15 protein-coding genes are annotated in these 14,140 nt (G+C 46.3%); 7 read left to right on the plus strand and 8 right to left on the minus strand.

Features of this window, described 5'->3' with window-relative positions:
* Nucleotides 1–60: 60 nt before the first annotated feature.
* The 3 genes from FTU87_RS03070 to ubiG are packed head-to-tail and all read right to left on the minus strand — an operon-like array spanning nt 61 to nt 2,261.
* The gene (locus FTU87_RS03070) at nt 61–807 is read right to left on the minus strand and encodes a YciK family oxidoreductase (protein ID WP_180096667.1); all 747 of its coding nucleotides are present in this window, start codon (nt 805–807) and stop codon (nt 61–63) included.
* A 39-nt stretch (nt 808–846) separates the two neighbouring features.
* Nucleotides 847–1,536 carry an HAD family hydrolase gene (locus FTU87_RS03075; protein ID WP_159516510.1) on the minus strand — a complete coding sequence of 230 codons (690 nt, stop codon included), beginning with the start codon at nt 1,534–1,536 and terminating at the stop codon, nt 847–849.
* Nucleotides 1,533–2,261 (minus strand): bifunctional 2-polyprenyl-6-hydroxyphenol methylase/3-demethylubiquinol 3-O-methyltransferase UbiG, encoded by a 729-nt coding sequence (ubiG, locus tag FTU87_RS03080; RefSeq protein WP_180096668.1) that lies wholly within the window; start codon nt 2,259–2,261, stop codon nt 1,533–1,535. Before ubiG ends, FTU87_RS03075 begins: the two co-directional genes overlap by 4 nt.
* 227 nt (nt 2,262–2,488) lie before the next feature.
* Between ubiG and FTU87_RS03085 the strand changes: the two genes are divergently transcribed.
* A complete protein-coding gene (locus tag FTU87_RS03085) occupies nt 2,489–3,103 on the plus strand; it encodes a thiol:disulfide interchange protein DsbA/DsbL (RefSeq protein WP_005173368.1) in 615 nt (204 codons plus the stop codon).
* A 53-nt stretch (nt 3,104–3,156) separates the two neighbouring features.
* On the opposite strand, the gene FTU87_RS03090 is transcribed toward FTU87_RS03085, so the two are convergent.
* The gene (locus FTU87_RS03090; protein ID WP_180096669.1) at nt 3,157–3,852 is read right to left on the minus strand and encodes a TetR family transcriptional regulator; all 696 of its coding nucleotides are present in this window, start codon (nt 3,850–3,852) and stop codon (nt 3,157–3,159) included.
* A 195-nt stretch (nt 3,853–4,047) separates the two neighbouring features.
* Between FTU87_RS03090 and rph the strand changes: the two genes are divergently transcribed.
* Complete coding sequence (gene rph / locus FTU87_RS03095) at nt 4,048–4,764, plus strand: ribonuclease PH (RefSeq protein ID WP_005173362.1); 717 nt, start codon at nt 4,048–4,050, stop codon at nt 4,762–4,764.
* A 214-nt stretch (nt 4,765–4,978) separates the two neighbouring features.
* Entirely contained in the window at nt 4,979–5,137 is a 159-nt protein-coding gene (locus FTU87_RS03100) for a hypothetical protein (RefSeq protein ID WP_180096670.1), read from the plus strand.
* A gap of 92 nt (nt 5,138–5,229) precedes the next feature.
* On the opposite strand, the gene nadC is transcribed toward FTU87_RS03100, so the two are convergent.
* Nucleotides 5,230–6,081 (minus strand): carboxylating nicotinate-nucleotide diphosphorylase, encoded by an 852-nt coding sequence (gene nadC / locus FTU87_RS03105; protein ID WP_005173357.1) that lies wholly within the window; start codon nt 6,079–6,081, stop codon nt 5,230–5,232.
* 180 nt (nt 6,082–6,261) lie between these two features.
* Here nadC and ampD point away from each other — a divergent pair, with 180 nt between their 5' ends.
* Both ampD and murJ read left to right on the plus strand, forming a co-directional pair.
* Nucleotides 6,262–6,858 (plus strand): 1,6-anhydro-N-acetylmuramyl-L-alanine amidase AmpD, encoded by a 597-nt coding sequence (gene ampD / locus FTU87_RS03110; protein ID WP_005173355.1) that lies wholly within the window; start codon nt 6,262–6,264, stop codon nt 6,856–6,858.
* Between the two features lie 54 nt (nt 6,859–6,912).
* The gene (murJ, locus tag FTU87_RS03115; protein ID WP_180001045.1) at nt 6,913–8,463 is read left to right on the plus strand and encodes a murein biosynthesis integral membrane protein MurJ; all 1,551 of its coding nucleotides are present in this window, start codon (nt 6,913–6,915) and stop codon (nt 8,461–8,463) included.
* Nucleotides 8,464–8,573: 110 nt separating this feature from the next.
* On the opposite strand, the gene FTU87_RS03120 is transcribed toward murJ, so the two are convergent.
* Nucleotides 8,574–8,732, minus strand: a complete 159-nt coding sequence (locus tag FTU87_RS03120) for a DUF1328 domain-containing protein (RefSeq protein ID WP_004647174.1) — start codon at nt 8,730–8,732, stop codon at nt 8,574–8,576.
* Nucleotides 8,733–8,923: 191 nt separating this feature from the next.
* On the opposite strand from FTU87_RS03120, the gene FTU87_RS03125 reads away from it, so the two are divergent.
* The gene (locus FTU87_RS03125; RefSeq protein ID WP_180096671.1) at nt 8,924–9,376 is read left to right on the plus strand and encodes a YcgN family cysteine cluster protein; all 453 of its coding nucleotides are present in this window, start codon (nt 8,924–8,926) and stop codon (nt 9,374–9,376) included.
* Nucleotides 9,377–9,393: 17 nt separating this feature from the next.
* On the opposite strand, the gene FTU87_RS03130 is transcribed toward FTU87_RS03125, so the two are convergent.
* Nucleotides 9,394–11,532 (minus strand): EAL domain-containing protein, encoded by a 2,139-nt coding sequence (locus FTU87_RS03130; RefSeq protein WP_180096672.1) that lies wholly within the window; start codon nt 11,530–11,532, stop codon nt 9,394–9,396.
* A gap of 264 nt (nt 11,533–11,796) precedes the next feature.
* Here FTU87_RS03130 and FTU87_RS03135 point away from each other — a divergent pair, with 264 nt between their 5' ends.
* The gene (locus tag FTU87_RS03135; RefSeq protein WP_005173345.1) at nt 11,797–13,071 is read left to right on the plus strand and encodes a replication-associated recombination protein A; all 1,275 of its coding nucleotides are present in this window, start codon (nt 11,797–11,799) and stop codon (nt 13,069–13,071) included.
* A gap of 336 nt (nt 13,072–13,407) precedes the next feature.
* Here FTU87_RS03135 and purC read toward each other — a convergent pair whose 3' ends face one another.
* Nucleotides 13,408–14,127 carry a phosphoribosylaminoimidazolesuccinocarboxamide synthase gene (gene purC / locus FTU87_RS03140; protein ID WP_005173343.1) on the minus strand — a complete coding sequence of 240 codons (720 nt, stop codon included), beginning with the start codon at nt 14,125–14,127 and terminating at the stop codon, nt 13,408–13,410.
* Between the last annotated feature and the right edge of the window lie 13 nt (nt 14,128–14,140).

A 14,140-nucleotide genomic window follows, 5' to 3' on the forward strand; every position in this document is an offset into this window, starting at 1 on the left:
CAATGCAATTGTGGGACAGCAACAGCAGGCGGCGCTTGCTGATATTAAATCAAGATGATTTTAATCTTGTGCATCGATACTCTGACCATTCATATGCAGACTGTCATCACCCATCAGATACAGATAGGCCGGCATAATGGAATCGGGTGTAGGTAAGGTCTTTGGATCTTCATTCGGATAGGCCTTGGCGCGCATGGCAGTACGTGTTGCCCCGGGATTGATGCAGTTATAGCGGATATTCGGATGCACCTGCTCTTTGGCAAATAACTGGTTCACCGCTTCAATGGCAATTTTAGACACCGAATAAGCGCCCCAGCGTTCGCGGGCTTCGCGGCCTACACCTGAACTGGCAAACACCACCGAAGCATGCTCAGATTTTTCTAATAAGGACAACAGCGCCTGGGTCATGATAAAAGGTGCCCGCAGATTGACCGCCATGACATCATCCCAGACATTCACCGGATAATCCGCCAGCGGAACCCGTTCACCTAAAATCCCGGCATTATGCAGAATTCCGTCCAGACGGCCAAACTGACGATCCAGGGTATCCAGCAAAAGTTCATAATCACGTTCCGAGGCGCTAGAAAGCTGTAGCGGCAAGATGGCAGGTTGCGGCGCACCTAAACTTTCAATTTCATCATAGATGACTTCAAGTTTGTTTAAGGTACGTCCATGCAGCACCACAGTTGCGCCATGCAAGGCATAACTGATTGCTGCTGCACGTCCAATGCCATCGCCCGCACCTGTGATCAGGATGATTCGATCCTTGAGCAGATCGGGGCGAGGTTGATATGCTGAATATTTCACTATCTACCTCCTGATTTTTTATTGTTCAGTTTTAAGCTTTTAAGATACCGCAGTCGGCTGTTTGAGTAGCAAGGTCTGAATCAGCTGATGTAATTCTGCAACAGTATCCACTATATAGTCGGCTTGCCAGGCTGTTAAGTCATCTTTGTATTGCAGTGGTAAATAACCATAAGCTGCCAGAACGGTTGGCATCTTGGCATGACGCCCCGCATCAATATCGCGCGGATGATCGCCGATATAAATACAGTCTTCAGCCGCAAGATTCAGTTGCTTGGCAGCCAGATACATCGGTTCAGGATCAGGCTTGGTTCGGGTGACATCTTCCGGACAGACCAGCACGGCACAGCGTTCACTTAAATTCAGTGCTTTCAGTAAAGCCTCACTGAGCCAGCGTGGTTTATTGGTGACGATACCCCAGGGAATATCCTGTGCTTCCAGTTGTTCCAGTAAAGGATACATGCCGTCAAACAGATCGGTATCGACTGCAATATCTGCGCCGTACCTGTCCAGAAAGCGCTGACGATGTTGCAGAAATACCGGATCTTCCAGCTGCATTTCCGGATAGACCAGTTTCACCATGGCGCGTGCGCCTTCGGAGACCTGAGTCCGGATCAGTTCGGGTTCGACCAGCGCGCGGCCTTCTTCACGGCACATCTGCTGGATAATCCGGATAAAATCGGCCGCGGTATCAATCAGGGTGCCATCGAGGTCAAATAAAACGGCTTTCATGCGCTGGTCTCGTTCTGGCTTTCTTTGACTGTATAGACCATATAGTTGACATCGACATTTGGTGCCAGCCAGTAGCGTTTGGTGAGCGGATTGTAGTGCAGACCGGTCATGTCTTTGAGTTTCAAGCCGGCATTGCGAATATCGTGCGCCAGCTCGGAGGGCTTGATAAATTTGCTGTAATCATGCGTGCCTTTGGCCAGCATCCGCAGCACATATTCTGCACCAATAATGGCAAATAAATATGATTTTGGATTGCGGTTAATGGTCGAGAAGAACACATGGCCGCCTGGCTTGACCAGCTTGTGACAGGCCTGAATGATCGAGGCCGGATCGGGTACGTGCTCCAGCATTTCCATACAGGTCACGATGTCGTATTGGCCAGCCTGTTCATCGGCCAGTTGTTCAACCGGGATCTGACGATATTCGATATTGGTCACGCCTTCCTGTTCGGCATGAATCCGCGCCACATTCAGCGGCGCAGCACCCATATCAATCCCCAGTACATCGGCACCGCGACGCGCCATGCTTTCGGCCAGAATACCACCGCCACAACCAACATCGAGGATTTTCTTGCCGCTCAGGCCACCCGCATGTTCATCAATCCAGTTTAAACGTAGTGGATTAATCATGTGCAAGGGGCGGAACTCGGAATGCTGATCCCACCATATAGCTGCAAATGCTTCAAACTTGGCAATTTCTTGTGGATCAACATTCAATTGCGACATCGGTGTCACCTCAATCAGTCGTGATTATCTAAAAATACATAGGGGCCGAATGGCCAGAGTGACTGACTTAAAACCTTGAAAATCAGTCCTCTGCTTTAGTGTAGCGTTTCTGGCAGAAAAAGCGATAAAAGCAGCAAAAAAGTTCACAGAATGAAAACGAAATCGGCATAATTGATTTATAGTGAACCCATACACTAAGCATAATGATTTAGAGGACGATAATCCCAATGAAAAAATTCCTTTTAGGCGCTGTTGCCGCATCTGTTTTGGCCTTTTCCGGCAGTGCTATGGCCAATTTTGTGGCAGGTCAGGACTATCAGGTGGTCGCACAACCAGTCAAAGTCGAAAAACCGGGCAAAATTGAAGTACGTGAATTCTTCTGGTATGGCTGTGGTCACTGTTTCATGCTGGAACCACATATGCAGGGCTGGTTGAAAAAATTACCTAAAGATGTTCGTTTTGTACGTACACCTGCTGCGATGAATCCACTCTGGGAACAGGCGGCACGTGCTTATTATGTGTCTGAAGCCTTGGGTGTGCGCCAAAAAGCCCATTTGCAGTTATTCCATGATATTCATGACAAGCAGCGTCCAATTTTGGAACAGGCACAACTGGCCAAGTTCTATACCCGTTATGGTATTTCTGAAGCGAAATTTAACACAACTTATAAATCATTCCCGATTTCATCAAAAATTGCGCAGGCCAAAAATCTGGCTGCTCAATATCAGTTAAGCGGCGTACCGGCGGTGACTGTCAATGGTAAATATATTGTGCAGGGCAATGATGCCAAAGTAATTCAGGTGGTGAATTACCTGATTGAAAAAGAGCGTAAAGCCAAATAAGAAATAACCGAGTATCCGTAAAAAACCTGCATCAATAATGCAGGTTTTTTTATTCAGATGGGGGGAGTACTTGTTTCTGTATTGATTGACGGATCTGCTGTTTTTGTCGGAATTCGATGCCAGTGCAAAATCCCTCGCAATAAAAGCTGCATCTGTAGCACGCTTTGGGTTTTAAAGACATTGGATTGGGTGCGGCGTAGCTCTGGATCAGCCTGATGTTGCAGATGAATCCAGCCCATGGCCCAGTTCAGCGACAGATCAATCAGCATCTGTGCCAGTGCCTGCAAATCTTGCGAAGACTGGATATGTTGGGCGGCTTGCATTTTTTCCAGTTCATGCATGACATCTTCAGTCAAAAAACGAATTTCCCGTTCTATTCCTGCACGTAACATTGCCGAGCCCCCCCAGCGTTCTGCAACAAAAAAAATCCAGGGTTCAGGGTGATATTCGACTGCCTGAAAAAATAGCTCAATTCCGGTTTTAGTCCGGGTGTTGGGCTGATACAGATAGGCCTGTCCCAGTTGATTCAGCACTCCCTTGAGATGAATCGCGACCTGATCCAGCAGCTCTAGTCCCAACTGCTCCATATCCTGAAAATGCCGATAAAATGCCGTGGGCACCAGTCCAACGGCATGCGCGACTTCACGCAGACTGATGGTGCTAAAAGCGCGACCCTGACTGCTCAAGGCCAGTGTGGCATCCAGTAGCGCCTGATGGCTTTGCTGCTTGCGATCTTCACGTAAGGACATAAATGGGTTTCCTCAAGGGGAGATTTAGTCTAGCAAAAATTAAGGCAAATCGTAGCGCCACAGGTCGGCAGAATTTCGATATTTAACCGCACTCTGATGCATCGATTTTGTAAATCAATCATCCGGCTGACCAATCTTGGCAAAGGCTTCTGTTATACTGAGCCGCAATTATTTTTAGCCTATACAGGACTTATCATGCGTATCGACCAACGAGCATTAGATCAATTACGTGAAGTGAAAATTACCCGTAACTATACACGTTATGCGGAAGGCTCGGTATTGGTTGAGTTTGGTCATACCAAAGTACTGTGCACTGCCAGTGTAGAGAGTTCTGTTCCACGTTTCCTGAAAGGTCAGGGCCAGGGCTGGGTGACGGCTGAATATGGCATGTTGCCACGTTCAACCCATACCCGTAGCGACCGCGAAGCGGCACGTGGCAAACAGAGTGGCCGTACCCAGGAAATCCAGCGTCTGATCGGTCGTAGCTTGCGCTCAATGGTTGACCTGAAAAAGCTGGGTGAAAATACCATTACCATTGACTGTGATGTGATTCAGGCTGATGGCGGTACCCGTACTGCAGCGATTACCGGTGCTGCGGTGGCGCTGGTCGATGCCATGAATGTTTTGCTGGAAAGAAAGAAAATCAAACATGATCCATTAAAAGGTCTGGTGGCTGCGGTTTCTGTTGGTATTTTCAAAGATGAAGTATTACTGGATCTTTGCTATGAAGAAGATTCGAACTGTCAAACCGATTTGAACGTGGTGATGACACAGGCCGGTGAATTTATTGAAATTCAGGGCACTGCGGAAGACAAACCATTTACCCGTGCCCAATCGGATGCCATGCTGGAAATGGCCGAGAAAGGCATTCAGGAGCTGGTAAAAAAACAGCAACAAGCTTTGGGCTGGTAATTCATTACTGCCAAATATAAAACGCATCTCCGGATGCGTTTTTTTATGCCGGAAATTTCAGAATATAGCCCATTGAAAATGCAGCACAAAACTTCCTGACAAAATTCCGACATGAATCGGCTAGATCCAGAGCTATTTTACCCCGATATTCAAACGATATCACCATGAGGAATGCGAGATGAAACAGTGGATTTGTGCAATGTCTTTGCTGGGCATGTTTGGACTAAGCGCCTGTGACTGGGGCAATCAGCGGGAGGATGACGAGCGTTCAGTGTTAAATCAGGATCGTGAGGAGGATAACGGAAGATATAACGACCGTGATGGTGACGATGATGACCGCGATCGCCGAGGTGACCGCGATGATGATGATTAAGACTTAAAATAGAGAATTGAACAAAATATATGCAAAAAAATTCCAAAAATAAAAAAAGGGTGCTTCGCACCCTCAATAGTCATCTATCGAATTTAGGCTTCAGCATTAAATCGCATCGATAAATCCACAGCTTTGACATCTTTGGTCAAGACACCCATCGAAATATAATCGACACCGCTACTGGCAACTTCACGTAAATTATCAATGGTGATATTGCCAGATGCTTCCAGTTTGCAGCGGCCGGCCACATGCTGTACTGCCTCAATCATTTGCTGCTGGCTGAAATTATCCAGCATCACGATATCCGCATTGGCCTCTAAGGCCTGATTCAGTTCATCCCAGGTTTCGACTTCCACTTCGACCGGTTTGCCTGGCGCAATCTGGTGTGCCTTGGCAATCGCCTGAACAATTCCGCCAGCGGCCATAATATGATTTTCTTTAATCAAAAAGGCATCGAATAAACCCAGACGATGATTCTGCCCACCACCAATGGCAACGGCATATTTTTGTGCAATACGCAGGCCAGGAAGGGTTTTACGGGTATCCAGCAGCTTGGTATTTAAGCCATCCAATTGTTTGACATAATGCGCTGTTTTCGTCGCAACGGCAGACAGTGTCTGGACAAAATTCAGCGCAGGACGTTCCACAGTCAATAAACTGCGTGCAGAACCGGCCAGTTTCAGGAAAGTTTCATTGGCTTGAACCCGATCACCCTCATTTTTTAGCCAGATCACTTCAACACTTGGATCATAAGCCTGAATCAAGGCATTCACCCAAGGTTGCCCGGCCAGTACCATATCTTCACGGCTGATGATCGTGGCAGTGGCCTGTTCATCTTCAGGGGTCAGCAGGGCAGTAATATCACCGTCACCAATATCTTCTGAAAGTGCCTGTTGGATATTGATCTGAATCGACTGGTCTAGCAACGCTTGAGATATGCGCATGAGTATTTCCGTATCTTTTAAGCCGTGAAAATTGCGCATTATCTTAGCACTGTTACATAAAAAATGAGCGATTTTTCCTACAGTCTGCCGGGATGAATTGAGATTTGTGCCTGAAAGTTTTAGCATGAAGCCGGCTGCAACCCTGATCGTGCAGATTTTATTTTTGGAGAGAATGGTTTTATGCAACAGGCAGCCGAGTTTCAGGTTAAGAATGGACAACTGATGGGCGCACGTCACATTCCCTCTCCCAATTTTAACCAGCGTCCGGACAATACCGAGATTCAGCTCATTGTGGTGCATAACATCAGTCTGCCACCCTCACAGTTTGGCGGCGGTTATATTGAACAGTTTTTTCAGAATCAACTTGATTGGTCAGTCCATCCCTATTTTCAAAGCATTGAAGGGATGCAGGTTTCGACCCATCTGCTGATTTTACGTTCTGGTGAGGTACTGCAATTCGTCAATTTTAATGACCGTGCCTGGCATGCTGGACGTTCGACCTATTTGGGTAAAAAAGAATGTAATGATTATTCGATTGGCATCGAGCTGGAAGGCAGTGACGACTTGCCTTTTGAACCGGTACAGTATGCAGCCTTGATCAAAGTCACTGCCTGTTTGCAAGATTATTATCCTAAAATTCAGCAGCATATTGCCGGACATTCGGATATTGCCCCGGGCCGTAAGACCGATCCGGGACCGTATTTTAACTGGGCTGATTTTCGTTGCCAGTTACAGCATTATAAAAATACCTCAACCTCGCTTGAGGGATGCAATTAAGCAATGAACTTCTGACAGAGGTTTCATTACAATAGCCACAAATTTATACATTAGGTGAATAGGATGGCGCTTTGGCGTTCGACCGTCATTGTCAGTGCGATGACCATGTTGTCACGTGTACTGGGATTGGTTCGAGATATTGTTTTACTGAATGTCTTTGGTGCGGGTAAGGACTTCGATACCTTCGTGGTCGCATTTCGTATTCCAAACTTTTTCAGGCGATTATTTGCCGAAGGGGCATTCTCACAGGCCTTTATTCCGGTTTTGACCGAATACAAAACCAGTCGTACCCATGCCGAAGTGCAGATTCTGATTAGCCGGGTCTTTGGCTGTCTGGCAACGGTAATGAGTCTGCTGACCATGTTCGCAGTGATTGCTGCACCGTTGATCATGTATATCTATGCGCCCGGTTTCCATAGCGATCCTGAGAAATTCGCCTTGGCGACTGACATGTTCCGCCTGACCATTCCTTATTTACTGTTCATGTCACTGACGGCTTTTGCCAGCAGTATTCTGAACAGTTATGGCTCTTTTAGTACACCGGCCTTTGCACCGGTCTTGCTCAATGTTGCCATGATTGCTGGTGCGCTCTGGCTGACTCCGCATATGGCAGAGCCGATTATGGCACTGGGCTGGGCAGTCATCATTGCCGGTATTTTACAGCTGGCGATTCAGATTCCTGAACTGTGGCGTAAAAACCTGCTGATCCCACCTAAAATTGACTTCAAGCATGAAGGCGTGGATCGCATCATGAAGTTGATGCTGCCGGCTTTATTTGGTGTATCCGTCACGCAAATTAACCTGCTGCTGAATACCATCTGGGCTTCATTTATGCAGGATGGTTCGGTGTCCTGGCTGTATAGTGCTGAGCGCATGACCGAGTTGCCGCTTGGCCTGATTGGTGTAGCGATTGGTACTGTCATTTTGCCATCTTTATCGGCACGACATACCGAGCAGAATCCGGAAAAATTCCGCGGCATGATGGACTGGGCCGCTAAAGTGATTGTAATGGCAGGTTTACCGGCCAGTATTGCCTTGTTTATGCTGTCGACCCCGATCATTCAGGCCCTGTTTGAACGTGGTCAGTTCAGCTTTGAAGATACCCAAATGACGGCTCTGGCGCTGCAATGTATGAGCGGTGGTGTGATTGCCTTTATGTTGATTAAAGTCTTTGCCCCGGGTTTCTATGCACAGCAGGATACCAAAACACCGGTGCGTGTCGGTCTGATGGCTGTGGCTGCCAATGCAATCCTGAACGTGATTTTTATCGGTATCTTCAAGTTGATTGACTGGGAAGCAGAACATATGGCACTGGCACTGGCATCGACCGGTTCAGCCATGGTGAATGCCGGCCTGCTTTATTACTATCTGCATAAGCGTCATATTTTCCGCTTTGGCCCGCACTGGAAAAAAATCTTCCTGCAATTCATGTTTGCCAATGTGGTGATGATCGCAGCTTTGGCTTATGCCTTAAGTTGGTATAATGCCGATGTGTCGCAATGGATGCGTGTCGCAGAAGTACTCATCTTGTGTGTCATTGGTGTGGTGGCCTATCTGGCGGCCTTGCTGGTGGCAGGTTTTAGACCGCATCATTTAAAACCTTAAGTGAATATTGAACTTGATATTCGCTTAATAAAGCCATAAAAAAACAAGAGCCAGAAGGCTCTTGTTTTTTTCGAAGGATCATACTTGCTTCGACTCAATCTAAACTGAATCTAGACCTTACCGCGGGAAAGAAATCCAACGATCGCAAGAATCACCGCAATTACTAACAAGATAATTGCAAAATCCTTAGATAAGCCTGCTACTCCACCGAAACCAAGTAGACTCGCAATTAATGCAATAACAGCAAAAATAATAGCCCAGCGAAACATATATATTCTCCATGTGTTTTTATTTTCAAATTTAGTATAGAAATAAACGATTCCAGCGACTGTTAGTGTTTTGTTGACGAACTGTCTATGATTTAACAATAGTTTACGTGATGGTAATAAGAATTTGAGCGGTAGGTCTGCGCAGTTTGGGCTGCTATAATCAGCTGATTTTTGAGTGCGCCGACCTGATCATGACCGATACTTTACGTCCCGAATTTTGGAAAAACTATGGCCTTGCCGAACTCACGCAAGCCGAGTGGGAAGCCTTGTGTGATGGTTGCGGACTCTGTTGCCTGATTAAACTGGAAGATGAAGATACCCAGGAAGTCGCTTATACCAAAGTGGCCTGCAAACTGCTGGATTGTACGACTGCGCGTTGCTCCAATTATCCAGAGCGTTTGCACTATGTGCCAGACTGTATTCAGCTCACGCCAGAAAAATTGGAAACGATTCACTGGTTGCCTTCAAGCTGTGCTTATCGCCGGGTCGAGCAGGGCAAAAGCCTGCCATCCTGGCATTATCTGATCAGCGGTTCACGGGAAAGTGTGATTCAGGCACGCAAGTCGGCAGCAGGGCGCTGCCTGAGTGAAGCCGACATTCCTGAAGACGAGATCGAAGACTATATCGTGCGTTGGGTGCGTTAATTTGCCGCGATAAGTAGCTATTGATTTGCCGGCTGCAGTAGGGCCTGAGCCGAAGCACTGGCCATCGGACGATAGAAATAAAAGCCTTGTCCAATCTGACAGTCACAATGGATCAGGGTATCGAGTTGTTCGGTATTTTCGATGCCTTCGACCAGAACATCCAAAGCAATACTGGAACCAATCTGGGTAATGGCTTTGACAATCGCCAAGGCGGACGGGTCACTGTTCATACGCTCGACGAAGTTGCGGTCAATTTTGATGCAATCCACCGGATAGTCTTGTAAACGGGTTAGTGAAGAATGTCCGGTGCCGAAATCATCCAGTGAGATCTGGATTCCGGCCTGTTTCAGCAGGTTCAGGGCCCGGATCACATAATTGGCACCATGCTCGGACAGACTCTGTTCGGTAATTTCCAGTTCCACCTTATGCGCAGGAATATCAAAATTGGACAGGCGGGCCAACATTTTTTCAGCATAGTCATCGCGCAAAAATTCAACCGGTGCGGCATTGATTGAAATCGGCAACAGATCCAGTCCTTGGGCCTGCCAGCGACTCATATCGGCAAAGACTTTCAGTTGCATGGTTTCACTGATACGTGAGGCCAGCTCATAGTCCTGAAAGGCACCAAAAATCTCGGAAGGCAGTTGCACCTGCTGATCCTGATCTTGCCAGCGTAACAGTGCTTCAAAACCAATCACCACACCATCAGACAGACGGACTTTGGGTTGATAGTAGGGAATGATCTGATCGGCCAGAATAATCTTGCGGGCCAAAGTCAGCTGCTTGGTCATATTTTCCAGCGAACCACACATGTCCTGATTAAACATGCGGATGCCGCCACGACCACTATTTTTCAGATCATTTAGAGCAATATCGGCACATTTCAACAGGTTCGAAGTATTTAATGCATCACGTGGATAGATAGCACAGCCAATACTCATGGCACTGCTGATACTGTCGCCAATATAATTGATCGGTTGATCCAGCTGGCTATAGGCCAGTTGTGCCGTGGCCAGCAGCTGTTCTTCACTTTCCAGATTTTTCACCAGAACCGCAAATTCATCTCCACCCAAACGGGCCACAATGGTATTCGGGCCGAAACAGGCCTGGAAACGCTGACCCAGAACATGGAGTAGATGATCGCCAGCAATATGACCTAGGGTGTCATTGATGTGCCGGAAATAATCCAGATCAATCAGCAGTAGACCCGCCTTGGTCTGCTGTTGTTGCGCTTTCAATAGCACCTGTTTAAAGGTTTTATAGAAGGTACTGCGATTATACAGACCAGTCAGTTCATCTCGTTTAATGGCTTCTTTTAAGCGGGTTTCTGCAATTTTTTGCTGACTGATATTGCGTGAGACACAGAGGATGCTTTGGGTAATATTGTGCTGATCCAGAATTGGGGTCAGCAGATGATCCCAATATTGGATCGGCTGGTCTTTGCTCTGAGTTTTACTAGAAAAACGGCTATTTAAGCCTAGGGCTGCCTGTTTCAGTGCGCGTTGTCCGGATTTTCGGGCTTCAGGTGCTAAACGGTTCAACCAGGACAATGAGCTTTCCTGAGCCTGCGCGACGGTTTCGGTTTCCGCAATCAGGCCACAGCACTGGTTACTATGCCGAATTTGACCTTCAGGACTGATAATATGGATGCAGTCTGCGCTGGCATCCAGCATATTTTCCTGGGTTGAAACGATTTGGGACAGTTGTTGCTGGATTTCAAAATAATCATGCACATCGGTCAGTGAAACCGCCCACTGCAACAGATGTTCAGGTTCATGATGAAATTTTACCGCCAGCGTACACATGCGATAATGTGTATCGCTGCGTTTAATCCGGCATTGGGTTTCAAAATTCTGATGCTGATCCAGTGCCGCATGCCACAGCTTCGAAAACAGCTGTAAGTCCTCGGTATGAATGAAACTCTGCCACGATATATTGCCCGGTTCATTCAGGTTCACACCAAGATAATCGGTCATGGCGGCGTTAAAATAGTGCAGATGTGTTTTGCTACTGACCCAGAGAGGTTGGGGTAAGGCATCAATCAGTTTTTGAAGCTGAATTAATTCAGACAGATGAACAGGGGTTGAACTCAGTGATGTTGCCAGCAGAGGTTCCGACTGGCTCACAGCTCCCTGTTCAAATTTATCATGCTTCATGCATTCACCAATACAACCCAAAAAATACCCAAAGGGCGACATAAGTTTCTTTTAATTAGAATAAACAATATGAAAATTACACTGTAATTAATTCACAATTAATCATGTTCAAATTACTTGCTTTTATGAAGATTAATTCATTCAGAATTAAAAAAATAGAGGATTTCTACATAAATTAATTTTTTATGCTTTATGTTTGCAATCTTGGAATCAAAACTGCTGGTGTTAGAATGAGATCAGAATTTAGTTTGAGCCAATAATAACATGTCAGATAGTCATATCCCGCTTCCAGAACGCTTAAGACCACGTGACCTTGCAGAGATTATCGGGCAGGAACATTTGCTGGGGGAACAGGCGCCCTTACGCCAGATGATTGATCAGGGTCATCTACCGTCGATTATTTTCTGGGGACCACCCGGCGTTGGAAAAACCACCATTGCCTTACTGTTGGCACAAGCGGTAGATCGGCCTTTTATCAGTCTGTCTGCCCTGAATACCGGAGTGAAAGAGCTGCGTGAAGTGATTGCCGATGGTGGTGATCTGCTGACGCCAGTGGTCTTTATTGATGAAATTCACCGCTTTAATAAATCCCAGCAGGATGCACTGTTAAATGCAGTCGAAAAAGGGAAAATTACCTTAATTGGTGCCACTACCGAAAACCCGTCTTTTGAAGTGAATAGTGCCTTATTGTCACGTTGTCAGGTGTATAGCCTGAATGCGTTGAGTGCGGAATCGATTCAGACTCTGCTCACACAAGCCTTGCAAAATGACCGTTTTTTGCAGGAACGACATATCCTGATTGAAGAATTTGATGCCTTGGTGCAGTTCGCAGCAGGTGATGCCCGTAAAGCATTGAATTTACTTGATCTGATTGCCAGTACTTTTGAACCGGATATGGAAAATATCATCACCAATGCAGGGGTGGTGAAAGTGGCACAGCAAAATATTGCCCGTTATGACAAGTCCGGTGAACAGCATTATGATCTGGTCTCGGCTTTTATAAAATCAATTCGCGGCAGTGATCCCGATGCAGCGCTGTACTGGATGGCACGCATGCTCAAAGGCGGTGAAGATCCGGTATTTATTGCCCGCCGTATGCTGATTGCAGCTTCTGAAGATATCGGTAATTCCAATCCGAATGCCTTATTGCTGGCGGGTGAATGTTTCCGTTCGGTGCAGGCCGTCGGAATGCCGGAATGCCGGATTATTTTAGGGCAATGTGCGGTGTATTTAGCCACCAGTGCCAAAAGTAACAGCACCTATCTGGCAATTAACAAGGCGATGGAGCTTGCAGATAAAACCTCGAATTTGCCGGTGCCTTTGCATTTGAGAAATGCACCGACCAAGCTGATGAAAGAACAGGGCTACGGGGTGGATTATCTGTATCCGCATCATTATCCTGAGCATTTTGTGCTGCAAGACTATATGCCGCCAGAACTGAAAGATACCAAACTGTATGAGTCGGCACGCAATAAACGTGAAGTTGAAGGAGAGCGCTTACAGCAACGCCGCTGGCAACAACAGCAACAGCAGCAATAATATCAGTACACAAATAGATTAAACTCAAGCAAAAAAAAGCCCAATTCAAGGCGAATTGGGCAGAAATTAGGATGTTTTTTAAGGGAGAGAACATCCTAGAGGGTAGCCGATCAATCTGGTCGGCAAACCTTGAGTTAAATCAATCAGCTCACTGATTTTCCTAGTATGTGATGATATTAAGCCATAGGCTTTCCAATGTAAAAACGATCATTTTCATCTGTAATATTTGTTTTTTCGATTAAAGCTTAAAAGGTCAATCTGGCCCAGCCACAAAAAATCAGGGATAAAAAAACCGAGCTGTTGAGCTCGGTTTTTTTGAAGCAATGGACTATGCCATTAGATATTGTCGAGGTTAATACCTAAACGGCCCGCAACTTCTTCATAGGCTTCAACCACACCGCCTAAACCTTGACGGAAACGATCTTTGTCCAGTTTTTTCTTGGTGTCTTTGTCCCATAGACGGCAACCGTCTGGAGAGAATTCATCACCCAAAACGATACGGTCATGGAATACACCGAATTCAAGTTTGAAGTCGACCAGAATCATGTTGCCGGCATCAAACAATGCTTTTAGCACATCATTGACTTGGTAAGTCAATTCTTTCATTTTTTCCAGTTGCTCAGCAGTCGCCCAACCTAAAGCAATCGCTTGCGATTCATTGACCATTGGATCGCCAAGCGCATCGTCTTTAAAGAACAATTCGAATGTAGATGGAGTCAGTTCTTTACCTTCTTCAACACCTAAACGGCGGCATAAAGAACCTGCTGCATAGTTACGAATCACACATTCAACCGGGATCATATCCAGTTTTTTCACCAGCACTTCATTTGGAGTCAGCAGCTTTTCAAAGTGAGTTTCAATACCCGCTTCTGCCAGCTTTTCCATGATGAAGGCGTTAAAACGGTTGTTCACCTTGCCTTTACGATCTAGTTGCTCGATTTTTTCGCCATTGAATGCAGAGGCATCATCTCGAAAGACTAAAATCAGATGGTCTGAACTGTCTGTGGTGTAGACAGATTTCGCTTTACCAGTATAGAGCAAGGTTTGTTTTAACATGAGGGAACCTTTT

This window comes from Acinetobacter sp. YH12156 (genome assembly GCF_013418235.1).
Taxonomy (GTDB): domain Bacteria; phylum Pseudomonadota; class Gammaproteobacteria; order Pseudomonadales; family Moraxellaceae; genus Acinetobacter; species Acinetobacter pseudolwoffii.